Annotated in this window: 22 protein-coding genes and 3 pseudogenes; 10 read left to right on the plus strand and 15 right to left on the minus strand. The window is 69.5% G+C overall.

The features are described from left to right. Window positions 1-4: 4 nt before the first annotated feature. Complete coding sequence (locus OG936_RS38480) at window positions 5-862, plus strand: metallophosphoesterase (protein ID WP_331755257.1); 858 nt, start codon at window positions 5-7, stop codon at window positions 860-862. A 10-nt stretch (window positions 863-872) separates the two neighbouring features. Then, window positions 873-1,502 carry a 4'-phosphopantetheinyl transferase superfamily protein gene (locus OG936_RS38485; RefSeq protein WP_331755258.1) on the plus strand — a complete coding sequence of 210 codons (630 nt, stop codon included), beginning with the start codon at window positions 873-875 and terminating at the stop codon, window positions 1,500-1,502. 307 nt (window positions 1,503-1,809) lie between these two features. Here OG936_RS38485 and OG936_RS38490 read toward each other — a convergent pair whose 3' ends face one another. The 6 genes and pseudogenes from OG936_RS38490 to OG936_RS38515 all read right to left on the minus strand — a co-directional run bounded on the left by OG936_RS38490 (window position 1,810) and on the right by OG936_RS38515 (window position 8,186). Then, complete coding sequence (locus OG936_RS38490) at window positions 1,810-2,634, minus strand: ABC transporter permease (protein WP_331755424.1); 825 nt, start codon at window positions 2,632-2,634, stop codon at window positions 1,810-1,812. 5 nt (window positions 2,635-2,639) lie between these two features. Beyond that, window positions 2,640-3,617, minus strand: a complete 978-nt coding sequence (locus OG936_RS38495; protein ID WP_331755259.1) for an ABC transporter ATP-binding protein — start codon at window positions 3,615-3,617, stop codon at window positions 2,640-2,642. A gap of 274 nt (window positions 3,618-3,891) precedes the next feature. Next, a pseudogene (locus OG936_RS38500) lies at window positions 3,892-4,032 on the minus strand (transposase family protein); the annotation flags it as partial. Between the two features lie 678 nt (window positions 4,033-4,710). Continuing rightward, the gene (locus OG936_RS38505) at window positions 4,711-6,354 is read right to left on the minus strand and encodes an amidohydrolase (protein WP_331755261.1); all 1,644 of its coding nucleotides are present in this window, start codon (window positions 6,352-6,354) and stop codon (window positions 4,711-4,713) included. A gap of 150 nt (window positions 6,355-6,504) precedes the next feature. Next, a complete protein-coding gene (locus OG936_RS38510; RefSeq protein WP_331755262.1) occupies window positions 6,505-7,968 on the minus strand; it encodes a sodium:solute symporter family transporter in 1,464 nt (487 codons plus the stop codon). After that, on the minus strand, window positions 7,965-8,186 hold the full coding sequence (locus tag OG936_RS38515) for a hypothetical protein (protein ID WP_406500827.1): 222 nt from the start codon (window positions 8,184-8,186) through the stop codon (window positions 7,965-7,967). The genes OG936_RS38510 and OG936_RS38515 overlap by 4 nt, the downstream gene beginning before the upstream one ends. Window positions 8,187-8,348: 162 nt before the next feature. Here OG936_RS38515 and OG936_RS38520 point away from each other — a divergent pair, with 162 nt between their 5' ends. Further along, window positions 8,349-9,386 carry an AsnC family transcriptional regulator gene (locus tag OG936_RS38520; protein WP_331755264.1) on the plus strand — a complete coding sequence of 346 codons (1,038 nt, stop codon included), beginning with the start codon at window positions 8,349-8,351 and terminating at the stop codon, window positions 9,384-9,386. Window positions 9,387-10,294: 908 nt separating this feature from the next. Here OG936_RS38520 and tpg read toward each other — a convergent pair. The 4 genes from tpg to OG936_RS38540 all read right to left on the minus strand — a co-directional run bounded on the left by tpg (window position 10,295) and on the right by OG936_RS38540 (window position 13,920). Then, on the minus strand, window positions 10,295-10,849 hold the full coding sequence (tpg, locus tag OG936_RS38525) for a telomere-protecting terminal protein Tpg (RefSeq protein WP_331755265.1): 555 nt from the start codon (window positions 10,847-10,849) through the stop codon (window positions 10,295-10,297). 3 nt (window positions 10,850-10,852) lie between these two features. Next, complete coding sequence (locus OG936_RS38530; protein ID WP_331755266.1) at window positions 10,853-11,248, minus strand: hypothetical protein; 396 nt, start codon at window positions 11,246-11,248, stop codon at window positions 10,853-10,855. Between the two features lie 52 nt (window positions 11,249-11,300). Continuing rightward, on the minus strand, window positions 11,301-13,421 hold the full coding sequence (gene tap, locus OG936_RS38535; RefSeq protein WP_331755267.1) for a telomere-associated protein Tap: 2,121 nt from the start codon (window positions 13,419-13,421) through the stop codon (window positions 11,301-11,303). Between the two features lie 208 nt (window positions 13,422-13,629). Then, window positions 13,630-13,920 carry a hypothetical protein gene (locus OG936_RS38540; protein WP_331755268.1) on the minus strand — a complete coding sequence of 97 codons (291 nt, stop codon included), beginning with the start codon at window positions 13,918-13,920 and terminating at the stop codon, window positions 13,630-13,632. Window positions 13,921-14,003: 83 nt separating this feature from the next. Here OG936_RS38540 and OG936_RS38545 point away from each other — a divergent pair, with 83 nt between their 5' ends. The 3 genes and pseudogenes from OG936_RS38545 (at window position 14,004) to OG936_RS38555 (ending at window position 16,267) form a co-directional block, all read left to right on the plus strand. After that, window positions 14,004-14,474: a hypothetical protein gene (locus OG936_RS38545; protein ID WP_331755269.1), complete on the plus strand. Its 471-nt coding sequence runs from the start codon at window positions 14,004-14,006 to the stop codon at window positions 14,472-14,474. A 230-nt stretch (window positions 14,475-14,704) separates the two neighbouring features. Next, window positions 14,705-15,389: pseudogene (locus tag OG936_RS38550) on the plus strand (recombinase family protein). Window positions 15,390-15,490: 101 nt separating this feature from the next. Beyond that, window positions 15,491-16,267, plus strand: a complete 777-nt coding sequence (locus OG936_RS38555) for a GNAT family N-acetyltransferase (protein WP_331755270.1) — start codon at window positions 15,491-15,493, stop codon at window positions 16,265-16,267. Between the two features lie 14 nt (window positions 16,268-16,281). On the opposite strand, the gene OG936_RS38560 is transcribed toward OG936_RS38555, so the two are convergent. The 4 genes from OG936_RS38560 to OG936_RS38575 form a co-directional block, all read right to left on the minus strand. Next, window positions 16,282-16,767, minus strand: coding sequence for an IS3 family transposase (locus tag OG936_RS38560; RefSeq protein ID WP_331755271.1), 486 nt, complete (start codon window positions 16,765-16,767; stop codon window positions 16,282-16,284). Beyond that, complete coding sequence (locus OG936_RS38565) at window positions 16,764-17,069, minus strand: transposase (RefSeq protein ID WP_331755272.1); 306 nt, start codon at window positions 17,067-17,069, stop codon at window positions 16,764-16,766. Before OG936_RS38565 ends, OG936_RS38560 begins: the two co-directional genes overlap by 4 nt. Window positions 17,070-17,284: 215 nt before the next feature. Further along, entirely contained in the window at window positions 17,285-17,767 is a 483-nt protein-coding gene (locus OG936_RS38570; RefSeq protein WP_331755273.1) for a DinB family protein, read from the minus strand. A gap of 967 nt (window positions 17,768-18,734) precedes the next feature. Continuing rightward, complete coding sequence (locus tag OG936_RS38575) at window positions 18,735-19,721, minus strand: alpha/beta hydrolase (RefSeq protein WP_331755274.1); 987 nt, start codon at window positions 19,719-19,721, stop codon at window positions 18,735-18,737. A 141-nt stretch (window positions 19,722-19,862) separates the two neighbouring features. On the opposite strand from OG936_RS38575, the gene OG936_RS38580 reads away from it, so the two are divergent. Beyond that, window positions 19,863-20,471, plus strand: coding sequence for a helix-turn-helix transcriptional regulator (locus tag OG936_RS38580; RefSeq protein ID WP_331755275.1), 609 nt, complete (start codon window positions 19,863-19,865; stop codon window positions 20,469-20,471). 77 nt (window positions 20,472-20,548) lie between these two features. On the opposite strand, the pseudogene OG936_RS38585 reads toward OG936_RS38580, so the two are convergent. Next, window positions 20,549-20,931 (minus strand): annotated as a pseudogene (locus tag OG936_RS38585) (Tn3 family transposase); the annotation flags it as partial. A 19-nt stretch (window positions 20,932-20,950) separates the two neighbouring features. Between OG936_RS38585 and OG936_RS38590 the strand changes: the two are divergent. The 3 genes from OG936_RS38590 (at window position 20,951) to OG936_RS38600 (ending at window position 23,211) form a co-directional block, all read left to right on the plus strand. Then, on the plus strand, window positions 20,951-21,247 hold the full coding sequence (locus OG936_RS38590; RefSeq protein WP_406500885.1) for a recombinase family protein: 297 nt from the start codon (window positions 20,951-20,953) through the stop codon (window positions 21,245-21,247). A gap of 213 nt (window positions 21,248-21,460) precedes the next feature. Next, complete coding sequence (locus OG936_RS38595; RefSeq protein ID WP_331755276.1) at window positions 21,461-22,249, plus strand: calcium-binding protein; 789 nt, start codon at window positions 21,461-21,463, stop codon at window positions 22,247-22,249. 446 nt (window positions 22,250-22,695) lie between these two features. After that, window positions 22,696-23,211 carry a DinB family protein gene (locus tag OG936_RS38600; protein WP_331755278.1) on the plus strand — a complete coding sequence of 172 codons (516 nt, stop codon included), beginning with the start codon at window positions 22,696-22,698 and terminating at the stop codon, window positions 23,209-23,211. Window positions 23,212-23,256: the final 45 nt, after the last annotated feature.

The following is a 23,256-nucleotide window of genomic DNA, read 5'->3' on the forward strand; positions in this document are numbered from 1 at the left end:
ACCCATGGTGCCACCGACCCTGTATGCGCTGAGCGATCTGCACGTCGGCTATCGCGAGAACCGCGAACTCGTCGAGCGCATCCGCCCCACAGACCCGGGCGACTGGCTCATCGTCGCCGGCGACGTCGGGGAGTTCTTTGCCGACATCGAATGGTGCCTCGGGCTGCTGCGCTCGCGGTTCGCCAAGGTCGTCTGGGTGCCCGGGAACCACGAACTGTGGACGCACCCCGACGATCCCGTCCGGCTGCGCGGCGAGCACCGCTATCGCGAGCTGGTGGAGATGTGCCGCCGCCTCGACGTCCTCACACCAGAGGACGAATATCCCCTGTGGACTGGACGCGGCGGTCCGCTCCTGATCGCGCCGCTGTTCGTGCTGTACGACTATTCCTTCCGGGCACCCGGAACGCGCACGAAGGCCGAGTCGCTGGCCTACGCGTACTCCACCGGAGTCGTGTGCACCGACGAGTCGATGCTCCACCCCGACCCGTATCCGAGCCGTGAGGCGTGGTGCTCGCAGCGCGTCGAGTACACCGAGCGCCGCCTCGCCGCGTGCGCACCCGAGCAGTCCGTCGTCCTGGTCAACCACTATCCGCTCATCCGGGACCCCATGGACGTCCTGCGATACCCCGAGTTCGCGCAGTGGTGCGGCACCGAGCGCACCGCCTCGTGGCACCTGCGGTTCCGGGCCGCGACGGTCGTCTACGGACACTTGCACATACCCCGCAACATCACCCGGGACGGCGTGCTGTTCCAGGAGGTGTCACTCGGATACCCGCGGGAATGGAAACGCCGCGGCACACCGCCGCCGGTGCTGCGCCCGGTGGTCCTGCCCGGGACGAACGCGGCGTCGGCGGACCGGTAGGGAGGGGCGCATGCTCGATATTCTGCCTGACATGGTCGCGACCGCCGAAGAGTTCGGGGACCTGGCAGACGCCTACCTGTTCCCGGAGGAGGCCGCGACGGCGGCGCGCGCCGTCGAAGGACGCCGGCGCGAATTCGCCACCGGACGGGCCTGCATCCGCCGGGCGCTCGGCCGCCTCGGCCTGCCGCCCGTCCCGGTCCTGCCGGGGGAGCGGGGTGCGCCGGTCTGGCCGGATGGCATCGTCGGCAGCCTCACGCACTGCGCCGGCTACCGCGGAGCCGCCGTGGCCCGCCGCGACGACGCGCTGACCATCGGCATCGACGCCGAGCCGGACGCACCGCTGCCCGATGGCGTGGCCGAGGCGGTGGCGCTCGACGCCGAACTGAAGATGCTGGCCGCGTTACCGGCGCATCCCGCCGCGCCCAACTGGGACCGGTTGTTGTTCAGCGCGAAGGAGTCGGTCTACAAGGCCTGGTACCCGGTGGCCCGCGTCTTCATCGGCTTCGACGCCGCCCGCATCGAGTTCGACCCGGACGCCGGAACGTTCCACGCCGAGCTGCTCGTGCCCGGGCCGTTCAGCGGGTTCACCGGGCTGTGGCGTGTGCAGCGCGGCCTGCTCCTGACTGCGATCGTGGTCTGAACGGGATCCGGCGGCAGGGCCCCTGAACCCCCTGAACTCCCAGCACCCACTGCGGCACACGCCGCCGGCGGTGACCCGGAGCGGGGCGGCAGCACCACGGACGGTCGCGGCGACTGCGAAGCAGCAGCGCGACACGGTACGTGCGCCGGCAGCACAACCCGAAGCAGCCGGCCGTGCTGGAAAAGACGAGTAAGTCATGCGCGGAGCCGGCAGGAGACCGGCCCGCGCATGACGGCCCACGTGCACGAGGAGTGACCAGCCCCCGGGGGACACAGGTTCCGCCAGCCACCGCGCTCCGCTCGACCGGTCAGTCGAGCGCGCGTTTCATGAAGCCCTTGACGCCGGCGAAACCGAAGCCGATGAGTGCCGCGCCCAGGACCAGAAGGGAGATCCACAGCGGCAGCGACTCGACGCTGCCGTCCGCCAGCAGCAACGCGCGCAGTGCTTCGCTGAAGTATGTCAGCGGGTTGACCGCGCAAATTACCTGGAACCACCGAATCGCTTCGAGACCGAGCCAGGGAAACTGCGTGGCGCCGGTGAACATCAACGGAGTGAGCGTCACCGCGAACATGATCTCGATCCGCTGCGGCGGAACGAAGGTGCCCAGGGTCATTCCGATCGCCGCACCCACCAGAGATCCCAGCAGGATCACTCCGGCGATCCCTGGCACAGCGCTCAACGGCCAGTCCACCCCGTCCAGGATGAGCATGCCGATCGGGATCATCAGCACGGCCGACAGCACTCCACGCGCGGCGCCGAAGAGCATCTTCTCGACCGCGACCAGTTCCAGACGCAGCGGTGCCAGGAGCCGGTCCTCGATCTCCCTGGTGTAGGAGAAGTCCAGCACCAGCGGAAGGGCGGTGTTCTGCAAGGCCCCGATGAACGCGGCCAGAGCCACCACGCCCGGCAGCAGTACCTGCTCGAACTCGGCGCCCACGTAACCGAGGTCACCCAAAACCTTGCCCAGGATGAAGAGGGTGAAGAGCGGCTGGAGAACCACCTGCGCGAGGAACGAGGGAAGTTCGCGGCCCGTGACGAACAGGTCGCGCCAGAAGACGGCCATGAAGACGCGCGCGGAGCCGGGCCCGCGCGCCGCGTCGTCGCCGCCCTGACGGCTCGGCGTTTCAAGCATGCTGGTCAACGGAGCTCCCGACCGGTGAAATGGATGAACACGTCCTCGAGGCTCGGTCTGCCGATGGCGATGTCGCTCACCTCGCAGCTGACGCCCTCGAGCACCTTGATGACGCCCGGCAGCACAGCGGTTGGGGCAAGGGCCGTATAGAGCCGGAACTGCTCGTCCGCGCCCGAGGGGTCCGCCGGAAGGCGCTCCACCCGCTCCACCCCGTCAGCACCCGCGAGCGTGAGCGTGACGTCCTCGGCGGTGGTGCTGTCGGAAAGGCGGAGCGTGACGGTCAAGGTGCTGCTGCCGGGGAGGGTGCGGGTCAGCGCGGCGGGCGTGTCGAGGGCGATGAGCTTGCCGTGGTCGACGATGCCGACGCGGTCGCACAGCTTCTCGGCCTCGTCCATGTCGTGGGTGGTGAGCACCACGGTCACCCCGTCGTTGCGGAGTTCGGATATCTGTTCGTGCACGAACAGTCGTGCCTGTGGATCGAGTCCCGTCGCCGGCTCGTCGAGGAACAGCACAGAGGGCCGGTGCATCAGCGCCCGCGCAATCATCACCCGCTGAGCCTGACCGCCGGACATGAAGTCGACACGGGCGTCAGCGAAGTCCTTCAGTCCCATCCGCTCCAGGAGGAGGTCCGCCGTCCGCTTCCGCGCGGCGGAGCGGGCCCCGTGGTAGGCCGCGTGGAACAGCAGGTTCTGACGGACGGTCAGAGACCGGTCCAGGTTGTTGCGCTGCGGCACGACGGCCAGCGCCCTGCGCGCCCGGGCGGACTCCGCCACCACGTCCACCGAATCGACCATGGCACGTCCCGAGGTGGGGAGCACCCGCGTGGTCAGGATTCCCACGGTCGTGGTCTTGCCGGCTCCATTCGGTCCGAGCAGACCGAAGACCTCTCCGTGCGACACGGAAAAACTCAGGCCGTCCACTGCGGGTACCGGACCGTTCGGATATTTCTTTACCAGGTCTTCGACCCTCACGGCATCAGTCACGATGCCGACCCTAACGACTGCCTCTGTCAGAAGCCCAGCGACGGTAGGGAGCGGAGTGCACCCCCGCCGCAAAATAGGGGTGACCCCCTATCGACGGGAAATTCTTGGGATTCTCGTCGCCACGGCGCTGACCTGCGGTGACGCGCCCAGGTTTCGGGCCGTTCAAGTTTCCCTCAAGAGGGGTGGATAAGGGGGCTGGCGCGCGACACCGGAACCTCCTTGTCGCTTTCGGTGGTAATCGCTCTGTTGCAGCCCGGATCATCCCTGTAAAACTCCGCACACATACCCGGACCACCACCCGGCGACCATCAACCGGAGCATCCGCGACCGTGCGCTCGTGGTAGCCGCGGACCCGCGCCGTCCCGGCCTCGCAGTCCGGGCACGCACCGGGAGGGCCAGGATGCCGGCGGCCCACGTGCCGCCGGAACCAGCAGGGCGCTGCGCCGGGCGCTCGCCGCCCAGGGCCTCACCCGGTATCGCGTCCACCATCTCGGGGCGGCAAAGTTGATGCGGAGCCCGCGACTCGACGCCTGATTACGCCGTAAGCACTCCAGCCGGACCCGCGTCGAGGCAGTTGCAGCACCACGGGCGGCTCCAGCTCCCGGCTGATCGCCGGCACGGCGCGCAGCAGGCCCTCCAACCGTTGCTGGGCGCGGGCCGGCATGTGCAGCTGCCCGGTGACGCGGCTTGGCCCGGCGGCTGTATGCGGATGCAGGCGGGGCGGCAGCGACTGTTGATCGGGGTCCATGGCGCGCCCCTTCCCTGATCCTGCGCGGGAGCTCCGCAAGTCTCAGTACAGCTCAGGCAGCGCTCGGAGACCGAAAATGGGGCCGTGGCCCGATCGCGGTGGAGCGCGCAACCTGATTTCCAGGGTCTGCGGGTTCCACGACGGGGCTGGACATAGCCGCTGGCTGGAAGCGCCTCACCTTCCAGCCCTGCTCGCACGGAGCAGGGCTCGGTGGCCCTTGGACAAGGGCCGTCCGGCCCTTCACCCTCCCGCCCGGCGGCGCGCGATGACGTACACCGAGAGATCTGCCCATGCGGGCAAAGTGGGTGGGAAACACGTTGCCCGTCCCGCGCGCCACCGTGGCGATCACGCGATGTCGTTCGACCAGACTTGACGGGCGCCTACCCACGTGGAGCGCACCGGAACGGCCGCGAGGGCGTCGGGGTCGGTGGCGAACAGGTCCTGGCCGAGCACGGTGAAGTCAGCCAGGTATCCGGGAGCGATGCGGCCCTTGAGGTGGGACTCGCCTGTGGCGTGCCCGGAGCCGGCGGTGTAGACGCTTAGAGCCTCACGGACCGTCAGGGCCCGGTCGGCGCCGAGGACATCGCCCTCGCTGGTGCGCCGGGTCACCATCGTCTGGAGGGCGAGCAGCGGCTCGAGGGGACCCGCCGGGTGGTCGGACGAGCCCGCGACGACGACGCCGGCGTCCAGAAAGGAGCGGTGGTCGCTGACCCGTGCGGCGCGCGCGTCACCGTAGTAGCGGCGCAGCTTGGAGCCGTGCCCGTGGACGAATGCGCCGAACGGCACAGGGGTGACCTCTGCGGCGTGGATCCGCTGGACCAGCTTCTCGTCGACGAGGGAGCAGTGCTCGATGCGGTGGTTGATCCGCTGCTCGGGGTGGGCGGCGCGGGCCGCCTCAATGGCGTCGAGGACCTGGGAGACGGCCAGGTCGCCGTTGGCGTGCACGCCGACGCGCAAGCCCGCCGCGTGCAGGGCGAGAACTGCGTCGGCGAGCTCGGTCTCGTCCAGGAGCTGGATTCCGTTGTCGGACCCGGTCTCGGCCGGGTAGGGGTCGCGGCACAGGCAGGTGCCCCCGGCCAGCGCGCCATCCATGATGATCTTGACGCCGACGATGCGCAGCCACTCGTCACCGAATCCGGCGTGCAGGCCCACGTGGCGCAGGGCGTCCGCGTAGCGATGCCACAGGAGTGCGCCCACCCGCATGGTCAGCCGGCCGCGCTCGCGCATGTGCTGATAGGTGCGCAGTGCGGCCGGGGTGGTCACGGCGTCGCAGACGGAGGTGATGCCGGCCGCGTGGTAGGCGGTGAAGACGTCGGCCAGCGGTTCGAGCAGGGCCTCGGGCGCTGCCTGCGGCAGCAGGGCGGGTTCGCCGGAGGCACGGTAGAGCTGGTCGAACCAGGTCCGCTCGTAGAGCCAGCCGTCCAGTCGGCCCGTCGTGTCGCGGCCCAGGTCGCCGCCGGTCTGGGGGCCGCTGCCGTCGTGCAGATCAGTCAGCATCAGGGCCGCGGAACCGGCGACCGCCATGTGGAACGAGAAGTGGATCACCAGGAGCGGGTGGCGGGTGGTGATCGCGTCGAGCGCCGTGCGATCGAGGCGGCCGTCGGGGTCGGTGGCGGGGTTGTAGCCCTGGGCGACGATCCATCGGCCCGGCTCGGTGGCGGCCACGCGTGCCGCGAGCCGCTCCCGAGGGGTTCCGGCGCCCGCGCCCAGGTCGAGGCGGAGAGCGGCGTTGGCCACCTCCATGGGGTGGCAGTGCGCGTCGTGGAAGCCGGGCACCAGGTGGGCGTCGCCCAGATCGACGGTCTCGGCGCCCGGCAGTGCCGTGTACGCCTCGGCTGCCTCGCCGACTGCGGCGATCCTCTCGCCGACGGTGGCGAGGACCCGGGTGTCGGCCGCGCCGTCCAGGGTGGTGATGCGGCGGGCCCGGATGATGCGAACAGGCGCGGGAGCGGCGACGGGGCCGTGCTGCCTGTTGGTCGCGGTGGTCATACCGGTCTCCTTCTTGTCTTTCGTTCCCGTGCGGCTGGACATGTTGCCGAGGACGGCGTCCGGACGGGAACGAGGGGGCGGTGCGGTGGTGTGGCGACGTCCGGCGGACGGTCGCTCGTGACGGTGCGTCTTCGGGAAGGGACTGCAAGGTCAGCGCACGGGTGTCGGGGCCGGCGTCGGGGCCTCCCGCTCCTCCTCGGCGGCACGGCTGCCCCGCAGGCGCGAGACCGCCTCGGTCACCACTGCCACCAGGACGTTGACCGCCAGGGAGATGAGACCGTGGCTGACCGGACCGTCGTAGATGCCGCCGAAGGTCAGCCAGATGAGGACGGCCTCGCCGGCGACAATGCCCGCCCCCGCCGACGGTGCGCGTAGCAATGGGCGCCTGGTCAGGGCGGCGGCCGTCGCCGGGGCCATCTGGGCGAGGCCGCTGTAGGTGAGCAGGAGCAGGTTGGCGAGAGCATCAGGCCGGGCGATACCCAGGACGAGGGCGACCCCGACACCGGCCACCACCGTGGTGTGGTTGACGATGAGCGCGCGACGGCGGTCCTGTACGCGCAGCACATTGCGGGCCACCATGGTCGACATGCCGAGCACGATGGCGGCGGCCGGGACCATGGCAGTGGCGGCCGCCGCGACAGCCACGACGCCCACGAGCCAAGCGGGCAGCGCCTGGGCGACCAGGGTGAGCAGGACTCCGTTGTTCCCGTTCACGGGAGCCGAGAGCGCGGTGATCGCGACAAAACCTACGACGATCGGGATGGCCTGAGTAGCGCCGTAGACGGGCATCCAGATGCTGTTCTTACGCAGGGCGCGCTCGGAGTCGGCGGCCATGACCGCGGGCCAGTTTTGAGGCATCGTCATGAACAGCACGCTGAACAGACTGGTCAGCATCGCGGTGAAGAACCAGACGGCGCCGTGCGGGCCACTGTACGGGACGCTGAGCAGCTCACTGTGGTGGGAGCGCAGTTCACCGCCGAGGCTGCCGAGCCCGCCATGAAAGTGGGCGGGGACGGCGACGAGCAGGACGATCAGGACGACCAGCATCAGGGCGTCCTTGAAGTACGCGGTCCTGGCGACACCGTGGATGCCGGACCACAACACGAAGGCAGCGATGAGCACCGAGGCGAGGATCATCGCGGGGGTTCCGACGTTGTCCTTTCCGGTGGCGAGTTCGACGACCAGGCCGAGTCCGGTGATCTGCAGTTGCAGATAGGGCAGCAGGAAGAGCACGCCGAAGACAGCGGTAACGGTGCCGAGCAGGGGACTGCGGTAGCGATCGGCGAAGAAGTCGCCTTGCGTGACATGGCCGCGTTCGCGCCCGATGCGCCACACGATCGGACTGATGACGTAGAGGCCGACGTAGGCGATGGGCAGGTACGGCAGGGCGTAGACGACCGCGACACCGGAGCTGAAGGCGAGGCCCGCGAGGCCCAGGAACGTGAAGGTCGTGTAGATCTCCCCAGCCTGCAGGAACCACGTGGTCAGGGCGCCGAAGTTACGGCCTCCGACGCTCCACTCCTCAAGATTGGCGGCGGGCTTGCGACGGCCCATCATGCCGAGTAGGCCGATGACGACTATGCCGACGACGCAGACGACGAGGACGGTGCTCATCGGCGCTCCTCCCGGAGATTGTGGGGGTCGGCAGCGAGCGCGGTGCGGCGCCGCTCGACGAAGGCGAGGGCAGGGGTCAGGGCGAGGACCCAGACGACGGACCAGACCAGCAGGGACGGCATGCCGAACCACAAGTGCGGTCCGTTGACGAAAGGCAGCCAGACAGCTGACAGCAGGGCCACTACAGGCACGGCGGTCAGCAACCACGGAAGGCGCATAGCGAACTCCGAGACATGTCGCGAGTCGGTGGTCGGCTGCCGAGAGAGGGACAGCCACCGTGGCGGACGGCCGGCGGCCGTTGCCAAATCACAGAAGGAGCTTGAAACTCCTGGAGTGCACCCCATGGATTTCTGCATAATTCATTCAGGAGAGATGCCACAGTGACCGATTCCGCCACCGGCTTGCTGGACGAGCTGGATCTTTCCCTGGTCAATGCGCTCCAGACCGCGCCCCGCGCGTCCTGGGCGCGGGTAGGAAGGGCCATCGAGGTCAGCCCGGTGACGGCGGCGCGGCGCTGGGAGCGGCTGCGCGCCCAGGGCCTGGTCTGGGTGACCGCGTACGGCGGAGCCTTCGTCAACCACCACCACTGTGTCGCCATCGTCGACGTGAACTGCGAACCCGGCCACATCCCAGCAATCTCGGCCGCGCTTGCCGAGCAACCGCAGATCACCAGCATCGAGCACACAGCGGGCCACCACGACCTGTCCCTCAACGTCATGGTGGACTCGCTGGCCGACCTCTCCCGGCTGCACACCGAGGTCCTCGGGAGACTGCCCGGGGTGCGTGCCACACACAGCCGGATCGTCACCCGGTTCTTCACGGAGGGCTCCCGCTGGGACATTCGTGCCATCAGCCGCGACCAGCGCGAGGCGGTCCGCTCCGGGGCGCCCCCCGCGGTGGGTGACGTCGATCCCGCACCGGCCGAGGCCGACCGGGAGCTGCTGCTCGCACTCGGCGCCGACGGGCGCGCCGGATACGGCGAATTGGCCCGGCGTACGGGAATGAGTGAGTCGACGGTGCGGCGCCGGGTGGCGTGGATGGTGCGTACGGGGGCCGCGCTGCCGCGCTGCGAGGTGGCCCACACCTACTCGCCGTATCCCGTGTTCGCCACCTTCCATGCGAACGTGCCCTCCGATGCGCTGGCCCGGGTCGGCCCCGCGCTGGCCGCGCTGCCGGAGGTGCGGATGTGCGCGGCGACCACCTCGAACCACAACCTGGTGATCAACGTCTGGGTGCGCTCCACCCCCGACGTGCTGCGCCTGGAGTCGTACATCGCCGAGCGCTTTCCGGAGATCGCTGTGGCCGACCGCTCCCTCACGCTCGGCAATCCCAAGCGCATGGGCTGGATCCTCGACGAGGCGGGGCGGGCGGTGCGGCACGTACCCATCGACCTGTGGCGACGGCCGGGGGTCGGCTGAGCCGCCAGCGTCGGCGCCTCTCACGCCGCGACGAGCCGATGCGCAGCCACACCAGCGCCGAGACGGCAGCCGGGTAATTGTGACTGAGCGGCCGAGTTGGCCCTTCAGGGCTTGAGTTGGCCCGGCTCAGCGTTGTGTCGGCCCGCTGCCGCGACCTTTCGAGATAGATGAAGCGTGATCGGGTTGGCCGACACGGAGCCTGCTCAACGCCAGTGCATGGGGATCTTGGCAAGTTCATCTTCCTGGGCCGTGCGCTTGCAGACGAGGCGCTGCGTCGTGGTCACGAGGTGACGTTGTTCAACCGCGGACAGGCGGGCCCGACGCCCTCGGGCGCGGAGGCGGTCCAGGGCGACCGAGGGAACGAAGCCGCCTTGCGTGCGCTGGTGGAGGGGCGGACCCGGGACTGTGTGATCGACGTACCTGGACTGCTTCCTCGGCCAAGGCCCTGGCCACAGGTCTGCGCTGCCGCCCGGTCGCCGATACCGTCGCGGACACCTGGCGAGCGCTCAGCGAGGGCGGGTATCCGCGGCCCAAGTACCTTCAGGGGAAAATTCCCGTCGGCTTGGACAAGGACAAGCACGACGCGGTCCTCGCCGCGTGGGACGCCCGCAGGTCGTAGGCCTGAACCCCACCGCGCCCCGGCCCCGCGACCCGGCAACGGTGCAGCAGGGCCCGCCGCGGCGGCCCCGAGCCCCCTATGACCATAGTCAGCCGTCACTCCGCAAGAAAAGAGAACTGGGACGATTGGCGTATGTCCCGCCTGTCCATCGAGCCTCGTCCGGGTCAGCGCACCGACCGCTGCCCTGCGGGCCGACAACGACGCTCAGCCAGGCCAACTCAAGCGCTGAAGGGCCAACTCAGCCGCTCAGTCCCGGTAGTTGATGCTCGCCATAAAAAGGGCTCCGAATTCAGTAGTCGAGATCCAGGTAGTCGATGTCGTTAATGGCCACGTCCGACAGCCCCATGGCCCGGTTCCCGCCGTCCTGGAAATAAACGTCCTTAAAGCCTTCGGCGATGATCCCACGCATCTCCTGGTCGCTGGCCCCGGCGTCGCGGGCGTCGAACAGGCGCTGCGCGTACGTCGCGGGGAGGCGGACAGTGAGGCGGCGGAAGCGGCCGTCGTCGGTGGTGCCGATCGGCGCGGTGTAGCCGAAGCGGGCCCGCGTCTCCACGGTGATCCCGGTGGCGGCGGCCTGCTTCCGCCGGCGCTTGCGGACCTGGGGCTGCCAGCGGGACCGGACGGCGCTGTCGATCTTCGCGGCGATGTCCTTGGGCGGGTGCTTGCGCTCGCCCTTGCGGTAGCGCTCCACCGACCGCTGGGTCACGCCCAGCTCGGCAGCCACGGCGCGCGTCGTCTTCAGCTGCTTCATCAGGAAGTTGATGCGGCCCTGGAGGGTCTTGGGCGGCTCCCGGGTGAACGCCTCCCGGTCGGCACGCTCGATCGCGTCCTCGATCTCTCCCACCGGTCAGCTCCCGTCCGTAAGCGCGCCGTGGCCGTAGCGGTGGCGGATCAGGTGAGCGTCGGCGGCCGGGGCGAGGTCCACGACCAGGCGCTCGCCCACGCCGGAGGCTGTGGTGGCGTCCGGCGTGAGGTAGCCAAGACTGCGCAGCTCGCCGACCGCCTTGCGGAAGGCGTCGCGGCCCTCGGCGGCCAGGCGCTCATCACGGGTGAGGGAGACCAGATCGCTGACCGTGGGCTCCTGCCCGGGGGTGTAGCCGGTGGCGAGTTCGGCCAGGACGCCGCGGGCACGCCAGGTCAGACGCATGTCCCGCATCGCCCGCGCGAACAAGGCCGGGTCGTGGACAGGCGAGGCGGAGGGAGCGGGCCACTCCGGGAAGGCCGTGGCGTCGGTGGTGTTCATCGGGTACGACTCCTTCGGTGATATATCCAGTGAGGGCGCGCCAGGGTACGGCCTACTTGCCCTCTTCGAGGACGGCGTCGCCGCCCTTGATGTGGCGAGCGGGGTTGAGGCCCTTCTCCATCAGATCGACCGCCCACGCCATCTCCTGGACGCCCTCCAGCTTCGCCAGGCCCGGGGTGGGACCGAGGCGGAAGCCGCCCGGCTGCGGCTTGCCGGAGGTGGCGTACGGCAGGAAGTCCATCGGCGAGGCCCCGGGCGAGGGGTATACGACGCAGTCGGACAGCACGGCCAGCGGGTACAAGCCCGTCATCTTGGCCATGTTGCTGAGCTTGCGGTGCATGTTGACCCGGGCCTTGCTGATGACGGCGGCCCGGATGTCCGGGCGCCAGGTCGGCCGCTGAAGGGCCGGCCACGTCTCGCCGTCGCGGTACTGCTTGCCCTGCGGGCCCTCGCGGAGCTTGCCGATGCCGCCCTTGACGGTGCCCTTGATGGCGGCGAGTACGGCCGCCAGGGCCGGGTCGGCCTGCTTGTGCTGCTCCATCGCGGCAAGGAACTCGGTGTCGGTGAGGTCCTTCGTGACGCCCAGGTCGGCGAGCGTGTCGACATACGCGTTCTTGAGCCGGTCGTGCCACGGGTCCAGGTACGCCCCGGTCTCCCGGCGCAGGTACGCCTCGATCGGGGCGACGTTGTAGCCGAGCTCCTGGGCGTAGGCGACGGTGTGCGTCTGGTACCAGGCAGGTCCCGTCGGGCGCTCGCCGGCCGGCGTGAACGGCGAAGGGAGGCGCGGGTCCAGTTCAACGTGGGAGAGGTCCACCAGCCAGGAGCCGGGGATCTTCGGGCTGAACGTCGGGGCGTGGAAGTGGTCGGGCGCGGAGAGCCCCACCGTCAGCCTCGCCGCGGCCGCGAGGAACGCGGTGTTCAAATCGAGCCCCACCGCCCACGGCCGCAGGCACTCCTCATCGGACAGCAGTGAGACGTCGCGCACCCACTGGTACGCCTCCTCGTTCAGGAAGCCGCCGGTCCAGCCGGAGTGGACGACCACGGGGTGCTCGGGGCGGGCCTCCGGCGGTGCCGGGTCCATCGGGTCCGTGCCCAGCGAGCCGGGGTTGTGGCCGGAGACCCAGTTGCCGGTCTCCTTGTCCTGCACGGCCCGGGTCGGCGGGCGCAGTGCCGTCATCAGCTCCAGTCCGGACACGGCCGTGCTGCCGCGCGGGGTGATGACCCGCTGGGCGTAAATCCCGAGGACGCGGGCGACGTCGGCCGGCTCCATCTCCGACACCCCCGGCCACGACCGCTCATCGAGGGCGTCCCACGAGAGGACGGCGAGCTGCACGCACTGGCGCTGGTTTCCGGCGGCCTTGCGGTAGATCCTCGCCCACGGGCCGAACCCGCGCTGCGTGAGCTGCCACTTCGCCTTGGCGACCTGCTTGATCACGGGGTGGTCCTCGGGCAGACGCAGGGAGCGGCGCTGCTCGTGGCCCTCCAGGCGCTCCGGCAGCCCGAGCTTCACGGCCGCGGACGCGGTGAGCACGATCAGCGGGTCGGAGTCCTTCCCGTTGCGGTGCAGCTTCGGCGCACCGAGACCGGACTCCTTGAGGGTCCACTCCACTAGATGAGGCACGGTGGTCGCCGGGCAGTCCAGCACGATGCCGTCGACGCCGTACGCGGAGCCGTCACCGTCCAGCACTGCGAGCGGGCCGTGCGGGAAGCGTGGATCGGTCGCGGGCTTGGCTGCCTTCTTCGCGGCCGGGCGGCGAGACGACGTCGCCGGGCGGGCGGGGCGCTCCGGCGCGACCGGGGCGGCGGGTGCCTCCGCCGACGCGACGGTCTCCGCCGCGGGCTCGGGCGCAGCCGGACCGGTGAACGTTTCCGGGACCGGCTGCGGCGCGGCGGCCGGGACGGGCGCAGCGGCGGGAGTGCCGTGGGCGGGGTACTTCGCCGCCCAGCCGTTCAGCAACCGCTGGTACGCCTCCAGGCGTGGCGACTTCGGCTCGGAGCGGCCGTTCTCGTAGTTCTTGACCGACTGCGTCGACGTCTTCAACGCGGCCGCGAGGCGGACCTGGGTGATACCGGCGGCCTCGCGCAGCCGGGCGCGCTCCGCCGGGGGCGGGAGCTGAGGCTCCTCCTCCAGCAGCGCGTCGATGTTCGCGAACAGCTCTTCCTCGGATGCCATGTGTCTCTACCTCCAGTCTGAACAGTAGCAGAATTTACCCTTGCGTTTAACTCAAACATTTAACCCGTCCATAAGTATGCCAATCTGACGTCAGAGGAGCGCTTCAGGAGCGAACGCCCGTATGTGAAGGGTGAGTTGACGTGTCGTCTGCCATCGGGACGTCAGCGGAGTCTGCCACTGGATGTCAGTGGTTCTGCCATGAGGCGTGTCAGTAGGCAGTGCTGTCGTCGGCGTCGGTGAGGCGGAGGCTGTACCGGACGTCGTCGGCCAGGACGGCGGTGCCGTCGTCGGTGCGGACCAGGAGCCCGGCGTCGAGCAGGCCCGCGACGGTGGCCGCGGTCGGTTCCTCGGGGTCGGTGGAGACGGAGCCCTCGTAGGACGCCTGGAACAGCACGGCCGCGTCCTGACTGCTGAGGACGTCGCGCTGGAGCGGCCGGTGGTGCGAATCGCTCGGGTGACGCCACGGCTCGGTGTGGTTGGCGGGGTGGACCCAGTTCATCTGCCGGTCGGTGAGGACGTCCAGGCGCGGGCTGAGGGTGAAGTGGGCGGGGCCGCGCGCCGGAGTGCGTACGGCCCCGCGAGGTGGGGGTAGGCCCAGGCGCGTTCGATGGCGTCGGCGACGCGGTCGAGGTTCCAGCTGAGGGACTCGGCGAGGAAGTCGGCGGTGATCGGGCGGCCGGCGTGGGCGAGGGCGTTGAGGACGGTGAGGGCGTCCGTGTCAGGCCCATGATGGAACTGTGGTCGGTCGGGCGGACGGGAAAGCCCCCGCAGCGGGTGCTCGGCCCGATGGGGCCCCTGAGCCCCTGGGAGTACCGGCAGGGCTTCCGGGACGACAGCTCGGTGCATTTCCTGGCCAACGGGAACTCCATACGGTTCCAGGACGCGGCGGACCCCGAGGACCGCGGCGAGTCCTACGTGTTCGCAGAGGAGCAGAAGTTCCTGGCGGTCTCCCGCGACGGCAGGACCCTGCTTCGCACCGTCGACAAGAACACCGTGGGCATCCTCCGACCCGGCGCTCTGGAAGAAGGAGCTGTGCGACACCCTCGGCCGTGACCTCTCCGAGAACGAACGCCGGGGCCTACCCGTCTGGCTGCCGGACCGGGTCTGCCCGCCGGGCGGCCGCTAAGACCGACCGGAAAATCGATGGGCGAGCAAGATCCGCAGATGCGGGTTCACGGCCCGACCGACGTCGGATCATGCCCGTAAAACGGTGTCAAAAAGTCGGCGTGCTCAAGAACGTGAGGACTGCACTTTTCTGTACGGTCTCGGAGGTGCGACAGCCTCTGGGCGACGACACCGCCGACCTTCTCGCCCCCGTCCCGGCCCAACGGACCGGTGACCTTGTGGGATACGCACGCGTGTCCACAAAGGGGCAGTTGCTCGACCGACAGATCCACGCGCGCGCCGAAGCGGGATGTTTCCGGATCTTCTCCGACAGGAAGTCCGGCAAGAACGCCGAACGCGAAGAACTGCGAGCCGTGCTCGACTACCTCCGGCCGGGGGACATCCTCGTCGTCCCGTCGCTCGACCGGCTCGGCCGCTCCATCCAGGACCTCATCGCCATCGTCTCCGGCCTGCGCCGGCGCGGCATCGGCTTCACCTCACTCCACGAGGCGCTCGACACCACCACGCCCGGCGGACGCCTGGTCTTCCACGTCTTCGCCGCCCTCGCCGAGTTCATCCGAGAACTCATCGTCCAGGGCACCAACGAGGGCCTGGACGCCGCCCGCGCCCGCGGTGCCCGGCTCGGCCGCCCGCCGCCCGCCGGTCATGACCGAGGAACGGGTACGCCACGCCCGCGACCTGCTCACTCACCCAGAGAACTCCGCCTCCTCGATCGCCAAGTTCCTCGGCGTCTCCCGCGACACGATCTGCAAATACGTGCCCGAGCTGAAGGGCGGACGACTCGCGCTCGCCGAGCCGACAGGGGCAGCCGCACTGCCCCGCCCAGCGCAGTCGGCAAAGTAGCCATGGCATTATCCGTTGTTTTTGCGGCCGCTGATCCGGCGCCCCTCCAGGTGGGCGGAAATCCGCTTGGCGAGCCCTCTCGCCCGTGCTGAAATGCGCGGATGGATACTTCTGAAGTACTCGCCCTCTTCGACCGTCAGATGCGGCGGGATACCCTCGCCGACGCGCCCGGCGCCCGGGTCGAGAGGGTCGGCAAGGTGGTGCGGCAGGTCGGCGTCGAGGGCGGCTGGAGCGCGGTCGTCTGGTCCGGTCTGGACCAGGCCACGGCGCGGCCGGCGATCGCCGAGCAGGTGCAGTACTTCACCGAGCTGGGCCGTGAGTTCGAGTGGAAGCTCTACTCGCACGACCAGCCGGAGGATCTCGGCGATCTGCTGCTGGCGGCCGGGTTCGAGGCTGAGCCCGACGAGGCCCTGATGATCGCCCGGATCGCCGACCTTCCCGATGGCAGCGGACTGCCCGAGGGTGTCCGGCTGCACCCGGTGACCACCCCGGCCGACGTGGAGCTCATGCTGTCCGCGCACGAGGGGGCGTTCGAGACGACTGCGGACTGGATGCGGCCGAGCCTGCTCGACATGCTGGCCGAGAGCCCGGGGACGGTCAGCATGGTCGTCGCGATGGCCGGCGACATGCCGGTCTGCGGGGCGCGGATGGAACTACACCCGGGCACCGAGTTCGCCAGCCTCTGGGGCGGCGGCACCGTACCCGCCTGGCGCGGCCGGGGGATCTACCGGGCGCTGGTTGCGCACCGCGCCGAGATCGCCGCCGAGCACGGCTACCACTACCTGCAGGTGGACGCCTCCGACCAGAGCCGCCCGATCCTGCAGCGGCTCGGCTTCGCCGCTCTGAGCACCACGACCCCGTACGTGTACAAGCCGTAGCCGGTACCCCCTGCTCAACGCTTCTCGCTCGCGGGCTGGAGCACTTCGGCCGGGCAGGGGTCCTCGCCGCGGTGCGCCCCGAAGCCCTCCAAGGCGCGCTCGCCAGCAGCGCGACGATCGCGGCCGGCGCAACCGGCCTGTGGCCGACCATCCAGGCATTCGCCGACGTCAAACCCAAGCAGCGACCGGCGCTTGCGCCGCGTGACCCCGGCGATGTCGCGTTCACGCATGATCCGCTCCACTCGCTTGCGGTTGACCCGCCGGTCCAGCCTGCGCAGCTCGGCATGAATACGCGGTACCCCATAGGTGCACCGGGAGGCGATATGAATCACGGTGATCTCGTGGGCCAGGGCGTCGTCGGCGGCCCGGCGGGCGGCGCGGGCCTGCTCGCCGGCCAACCAGGCGTAGAAGGAGGACCGGGCCACCTTCAGCAGCCGACACAACAGAGCGACTCCGTGGGTGGTCTTCTCTGCCTCGATGAACGCGTACACCTCGCTCATCGATCGCTCTCCTTCGCGAAGAAGACCGCCGCTTTTCGCAGAACCTCGATCGTCTCGGCCTGCTCACGGTTCTGCCGCCGCAGCCGACGCAGCTCTTCCCGCTCCGCGCTCGTCAGCTCGCCCGGCGCCCCCTGCCCGCGGTTGATCGTGTCCTGCTTGACCCAGTTCCGCAGTCCCTCGGCGCTGACCCCGATCTCCCGGGCCACCTCGGTGACGGTCTTGCCGGAGGAGCGAACCAGCGCGACCGCGTCGCGCTTGAACTCCTCCGTATACCGCCTACTGCGGTTGCTCTTGCTTCCCACCTGGCACTACTTCCTCTGGAACCTCACGTCCCAGTCTCCAGGTGTCCAACATCAAGGGGAAGCTTCAGTGGCCAGTTCGGAGGTCCCACTGGCGGCCATTTAGTGGGGAGGTAACTGGCCGTGGTTTGTTCACGGTGCGTAGTTGCGGTGATGGTATGCCCGCAGGTGTCTCGGTGTCGATCGGGCTTTTGCGCCGTTAGGTCCGGTCTCAGAACTCAGTCGGCGGCAAGTAGCTGCTCGCGCAGGATGTCGGCGTGCCCGCAGTGGTGGGCCAGCTCTCGCAGGACTTGCAAGTACACCCAGCGCAGCGTGCGCGGCCCGGCCCGGTGGCCGGTCACGACGGTGTCCAGCGGCAGGTCGGCGACCACCGCCCGGGCCGTCGCGCAGGCCTCCCGGTGGGCCGCCGTGACGGAGGCGACGGTGTCGTCGTCGGCGAGCCGGAAGGACTCGTCCGGGCTCTGAACCAAGCCGAGCTCCCAACGGGATGTGCCGCCGACGCACTCCTCGAACCACACCCGCTGCATCCACGTGACGTGCTTGAGCAGCCCGAGCAACGTCGTCGCCGACGAGACGAGTCGGCGGCGGGCCTGCTCCTCGGTGAGGCCGTCGAGGGTTACCTCGAGGGCGCTCCGATACTCCTTGACGAACGCATCGAGCTGGGTGCGTTCGTCATCCAACGGCACATCGAACGAGCCCATCAGAGTCTCCCATCATGCCGCAAGCTGAGGGCACATCAGCTCGTGCGAGCGGCGACCCACGGCGACATCGACAATCCTAAGACCCGTTCTCAGGACTCCTGCGCCACGAGCCGGCGCAGTCGCGTCGGTCACGCGGGCCGGGTCCTCGTGGACTGAGACGGATTGCGACCGCGTTGGGCTTCGACGGTTCCGCCCGGCGACCAAACATCCGAAATCCTCACTGAGAGTGCAAGTGGCCACCGCTGGGGACGCCGCTGGCCGTCCGTGTGTGCCGTCCGTGGGGAATGTGAGCTGGCCGCTGACAGTCGTCAGGGGCGGGTGTGGGAAGAGGGGGCTCGCCTCTGTCGACCCGTCGACGGAGGTATGCCTCGTGCCTGCAGCGCTTCGAGCACCAGCGTTGTTGGCTGCCGCGGAGCGGGTTGCCGCAGATGCCGCAGATGCCGCAGGTCGGTTCCGGGATGGCCAGGGCCTCGGCTTCTTCGCGCTTACGTTGGCGGTATGCCTTTCGACGGCAGCGCGCTGAACACCATCAGCGGGTCTCCCGTGGACGGAGAGGGCCAGCTTCGTGCCGCAGGACAAGCAGGCCGTCTCGCGTCCCTTCTGCGGTTTCGGATTCCGCTGCCGGTATGCCTTCTGGCGGTATGCCTGCGAGCAGGTCTGCCGTGAACCGCCGTTGGTGCGCCGGATGATGAGAGTTCCGCATGCAACACACCGAGTGCCCTCGAGGATCTCTCGGAGGGCCGAGGGGGCACGGCCGGTCACGGCGGCCAGGCGTCGCCAGTCAGGCGAGCCTCCGTCGTGCCGACGGAGGCTCGCGGAGGTAGGTCCGCAGGTGCTCGGTCTTGACGTGGTTGGCGGCGGCGAGACGTTCGATGAAGGAAATGAGGCCTTCACCAGCGATGGGCCGGACCTGCCGGGGGAGCTGGGAGGGGTTCCGTGTACAGAAGCCCCGGCCGCGCCTGGCGGTTCAGCCCGTGAGGGTGTTGAGCCAGCCGGTCAGCAGACGGTTGATCTCCTCGGGGCGTTCCTGCTGGATCCAGTGGCCGCAGCCCTCTACGAGGTGGGAGGCGGTCAGGCCGGGGAGGGTGGTGGGGAAGGCGTCGATAGCGTCGGACATCCAGGTGGTGGAGGCGTCCAGGGCGCCGCCGATGAACAGGGACGGCTGCTTGATCGGGGCGCCGCGGTGGGGGGCGAGGTCTTCCCAGTCGCGGTCCACGTTGCGGTAGCGGTTGAGGGCGCCGGTCAGACCCGTGCGCTCGAACTCTCCGGCGTAGACGTCGAGGTCGTCCTCGGTCAGCCAGGCCGGGAGGATGCCGGTGGGAAAACGGTCACGCAGCTGGCCGCCGTGGGCGACGAAGTGCGGGTCGGGCTCGCCCTGGGCGGGCATGGTGTCGGCGGACAGGGCGGCGTAGAAGCCCGCGAGCCAGACCCGCACGTCAGGCTCGATCTCCGTCTCGGTGCGGCCGGGCTCCTGGAAGTAGGAGACGTAGAACTCCTGCTCGGGGCCGCCGATCTGGCCGAAGATGTCGGTGGGGCGGGGGCCGCCGGGTGGCGCGTACGGGACGCTCAGCAGGGCGACGGCCCGGAAGACCTCGGGGTGGAGCAGGGCGGAGGTGGCGGCGATGTTGGAGCCCCAGTCGTGGCCGACGACCACCGCGCTCTCCTCGCCGAGGGCGTGCACGAGGGCGACATTGTCCTCCACCAGTTCCAGCATCCGGTAGGCGTCGGTCGCCGCAGGCTTGGAGGAGCGGCCGTAGCCGCGCACGTCGATCGCCACCGCCCGGTAGCCGGCCGCGGCGAGTGCCGGGAGCTGGCGGCGCCAGGAGTACCAGGACTCGGGGAAGCCGTGCACGAGCAGGACCAGCGGGCCGGTGCCCTGCTCGACCAGGTGCAGGCGCCCGGCCGGGGCCTCGACGGTGCGGTGGCGGAGTGCGGCGGACGGCTCGGGCTGCATGGGGGCTTCTCCTCGGTTCGCGGGTGGACGCAGGTACGCATCGATCATGCGGCGCGGCGACCGCCCGACGCGATTACCCTTGCCAGTCTGGCAAACTTGCAGGACAGGATGGAGCGGCGCGTCCGGAAGGGGGCAGGGCGGGTGACAGGCGACGACGTGGCCGCCACGCTGGCGGCGATGGGCCCCCGGCTGCGGGCCGCGCGCGAACACCGCGGCTCCACGCTCACCGGCGTCAGCCGCGCGACCGGCATCTCCCCGAGCACGCTGTCGCGGATCGAGACCAGCCGACGCAAGCCCACCCTGGAAGTGGTGTTGCAGTTGGCGAAGGAGTACGGCGTCTCCCTGGACGAGCTGGCCGGCACCGCCCCCGCCGCCGAGCCCCGCACCTCCGCGCTCCAGCGTTTCGGCGACGACAAGGCGGTGCTGCCGCTGACCCGGTACGTCGGGGGCCTGCACGCCCACAAACACGTCCTGCCCGCCGTCCAGGAGCCGCCCGCGCGGCCCCGGCAGGTCTCCCACGACGGCTGGGAATGGCTGTGCGTCCTGTACGGGCGGCTGTGGCTCGCACTCGGCGACCAGGACCTCGTCCTGAGTGCCGGGGACGTCGCCGAGTTCGACACCCGCAATCCCCACGGGGTCGCGAACGCCGGCCCCGGCGGCCCGGTCGAGTACCTGATCATGTTCGGGCCGCAGGGAGAGCGCCTGCGACCGCGCACCACCCCGCCCGCCCCCGGCCTCAGGGCCCGGTAGCAAGCAGAGAACGAACGGCCTGACGTCCTGGATATGCCTGGGATGTCAGGCCTCTTCCTCGTTGTCCTCAGCGGCGTCGGGTCGCGGAAGGGGCGCAGGCTCTGGCCGGGGTCGCTGGCCTTGATGTGGAACAGGTAGCGGCCCAGGAAGTTGATGTGCCGGTCCTTGAGCGGGGAGAGACGGGCGACGTCCTCGTCCTTGATGTCGTGGCCTTCGGCGCGGAGCCGGGCGACGCGGCGTCCAGGTAGCGGGTGTTGCACAGCACCACCGCGTTGAGGACCAGGCCCAGGGCGGCAAGCTGGTCCTCCTGCCCCTCGCGGTACGCCTGGCGGATCTGGCCCCGACCGCCGTGGCAGATCGCGCGGGCGAGCCGGTGGCGGGACTCCTGGACGGTGAGCTGCCGGTTCATCAGGCGCCGGCAGGTGTCGTCCACCGGGTCGACCAGGGCGAGCAGGTGCATGGGCCCGGCGCTCGCCGTCATGCCCGCGCCCCGCACCGAGCGGCCGATCCGGATCGGGTACGCGAGGACATCGACCGCCCGCCAGGAGCTGGCAAGCCAGCTCGAAGCCCTCCACCGCGCGGATTGCCACAAGATCTTCAAGGAGCAGATCAGCACCCGCGTCAAGGTCCGGCCCGAACTGGAGAAGGCGCTCGCCCTGGCCCACCAGTTCAAAGAGGCCGCGTCCGAGGCCGGAGGCACCTGGAGCCGATACGCCGCCGGAGACCACTGGCGGTCACCACCCGGCTGGACCCCGCGGAGAACTGGCGACAGTTGAATACGCGAGCCCACCAGTAAGTAATCCGAGGCCGGAACACTCCGGGGCCGGAAGATGGCGTGAGCCCCGCGCTCGTCCTGGCAGCCGTGTGATCGACGGGCAACCATTCCTGCGACCTGATGGTCATGTCCGTGCCACCCGCGTACCGGGTGGGCATTGTCAGCTCCGCCTCGGGACGTTCCTGAGGCGCTGGAACATGGGGGAAACGCCTTCATGCATCACCGCACCACCGTGGCAGGCTTCGCCGGGGCCCTTGCCCTGTCTGCGCTCACGATTCCGGGGGCCGCCCAGGCGGATGACTTCTCGGGCGACATCAGGATCACGAAGGTGGTCGTCAACGGAGGGAAGGGCATCGTCCTGGGGACCACGGACGTGAAGACGTTCACCATCGCGGTGACCGCCACGGACGACTCGGGCATCGAGGTCGGAAGGACCTTCCCGGTCATGTGGCACACGCCCCTCCCGAACGGCGACTCTTACGGTCTCGTGATGCCCGACAACATCGCGGGCAAGTGCGTGCGCCAGAGCTTCACCACGACCACCTGCACCTACACGCTGAAAATGAACCCGCGCATCCACCCCCGGGACAACACCACGGCCGGGACCTGGACCGTGAGAGCCCACGCCCTGGCCAACGACGGTGACTACATCACCAAGGATTCCGTCGCCAAGGCGAAGGTCCTGCGCAACTCCAGGCTGACGGTCAACGCCTCGCCGGAACCGGTGAAGAAGAACAAGACGATCACCGTCACGGGCGCCCTGACCCGCGCCAACTGGGAGACCTACAAGTACGGGGGCTACACCAGGCAGCCGGTGAAGCTCCAGTTCAAGAAGAAGGGCACGAGCACCTACAAGACCCTCAAGACCGTCACGACGGACAGCAAGGGCAACCTGAGGACGACGACGAAGGCCACGGCGGACGGCTACTTCCGCTACTCCTTCGCAGGCACGTCCACCACCCCGGCGGTCGCCTCCGCGGCGGACTACGTCGACGTGAAGTAACCCTCGGGAGGGTCATCTATCCTCCAGCAAGCGCAGAAGGCTCAGGCCGGAGACCCTTCGGTCTGGGCCTTCTTGAGCCCTGGCTGTTTCCCGGCCCGGTCCGCAGGTGCACCAGCGTGGCCAGCAGCCGGTCGGTATACACCAGCTCGTACTTCGGCCCGGCCCCCGCCTCACGTCGGCGCGAACCCTGACGACGGCCATGGCGTTCGGACTCGCAGCGGGCCTCCCAGCGCGCAGCGAGCTCCGTGACCAGCTCGCCCAAGAGCCACTCCGGGACACCGCAGAGGGCGGGATGCGCCATCACCGCACGGATCTGATGAGTCATCACAACCCGGATAACTCGCACCAACACCCCGATGTCCCCAACCGTGACGAAGATCATCAATCGCAGAAGGGCCCGTAGATCCAGGTGTCCCCTCCCGACCGCCCCGGTAGTGTGCGCCGACATGACATCGGAACTGGAACGCCCCCCGCTCCAAGCGGACGAACGCACCGCGCTCATCGGCTGGCTGGACCTGCAGCGGCAGATCCTGCGCTGGAAATGCGAGGGGCTGAGCGATGAGGACGCGCACCGCCCGGTCATCCCGACCTCACCGGTCATGACGATGGCCGGTCTCATTTCCCACATGCGCTGGATCGAGCACATGTGGCTGGAGGTGCTGTTCCTCGGCGGCGACGAGAAGCAGAACCCGTCGTTCGACGAGTCGAGCGAGGACGCCGACTGGCACACCGACGGCCGCCCCCTCGCCGAGCTCCTCGCGGAGTACGAGGCCCAGTGCGCCCGCAGCAACGAGATCGTCGCCGCGGCCTCCCCGGACGACGTCGGCCGACACCCCGACTTCCGCTCCGGCAGCGCCAACCTCCGCTGGATGCTGATCCACCTCGTCGAGGAGACGGGGCGGCACGCGGGGCACGCGGACATCGTCCGAGAGCTGCTCGACGGCACGAAGGGCTATTACTAGCGCGGCTCCGCGTAGCGGGCCCTTGCCTCAGGAGCCAGGCCAACA

This window comes from Streptomyces sp. NBC_00846 (genome assembly GCF_045207325.1).
In the GTDB taxonomy this organism is placed as follows: domain Bacteria; phylum Actinomycetota; class Actinomycetes; order Streptomycetales; family Streptomycetaceae; genus Streptomyces.

Excerpts from the sequence above, each read along its gene's own strand:
- OG936_RS38590 (WP_406500885.1), top strand. The coding sequence starts at position 20,951 with ATGCCCGCGCCCCGCACCGAGCGGCCGATCCGGATCGGGTACGCGAGG.
- OG936_RS38530 (WP_331755266.1), bottom strand. The coding sequence starts at position 11,248 with ATGAACACCACCGACGCCACGGCCTTCCCGGAGTGGCCCGCTCCCTCC.
- OG936_RS38575 (WP_331755274.1), bottom strand. The coding sequence starts at position 19,721 with ATGCAGCCCGAGCCGTCCGCCGCACTCCGCCACCGCACCGTCGAGGCC.
- OG936_RS38540 (WP_331755268.1), bottom strand. The coding sequence starts at position 13,920 with ATGAACTGGGTCCACCCCGCCAACCACACCGAGCCGTGGCGTCACCCG.
- OG936_RS38570 (WP_331755273.1), bottom strand. The coding sequence starts at position 17,767 with ATGGGCTCGTTCGATGTGCCGTTGGATGACGAACGCACCCAGCTCGAT.
- OG936_RS38490 (WP_331755424.1), bottom strand. The coding sequence starts at position 2,634 with ATGCTTGAAACGCCGAGCCGTCAGGGCGGCGACGACGCGGCGCGCGGG.
- OG936_RS38485 (WP_331755258.1), top strand. The coding sequence starts at position 873 with ATGCTCGATATTCTGCCTGACATGGTCGCGACCGCCGAAGAGTTCGGG.
- OG936_RS38595 (WP_331755276.1), top strand. The coding sequence starts at position 21,461 with ATGCATCACCGCACCACCGTGGCAGGCTTCGCCGGGGCCCTTGCCCTG.
- OG936_RS38600 (WP_331755278.1), top strand. The coding sequence starts at position 22,696 with ATGACATCGGAACTGGAACGCCCCCCGCTCCAAGCGGACGAACGCACC.
- tap (WP_331755267.1), bottom strand. The coding sequence starts at position 13,421 with ATGGCATCCGAGGAAGAGCTGTTCGCGAACATCGACGCGCTGCTGGAG.
- OG936_RS38560 (WP_331755271.1), bottom strand. The coding sequence starts at position 16,767 with ATGAGCGAGGTGTACGCGTTCATCGAGGCAGAGAAGACCACCCACGGA.
- OG936_RS38510 (WP_331755262.1), bottom strand. The coding sequence starts at position 7,968 with ATGAGCACCGTCCTCGTCGTCTGCGTCGTCGGCATAGTCGTCATCGGC.
- OG936_RS38555 (WP_331755270.1), top strand. The coding sequence starts at position 15,491 with ATGGATACTTCTGAAGTACTCGCCCTCTTCGACCGTCAGATGCGGCGG.
- OG936_RS38505 (WP_331755261.1), bottom strand. The coding sequence starts at position 6,354 with ATGACCACCGCGACCAACAGGCAGCACGGCCCCGTCGCCGCTCCCGCG.
- OG936_RS38480 (WP_331755257.1), top strand. The coding sequence starts at position 5 with ATGGTGCCACCGACCCTGTATGCGCTGAGCGATCTGCACGTCGGCTAT.
- OG936_RS38515 (WP_406500827.1), bottom strand. The coding sequence starts at position 8,186 with ATGCGCCTTCCGTGGTTGCTGACCGCCGTGCCTGTAGTGGCCCTGCTG.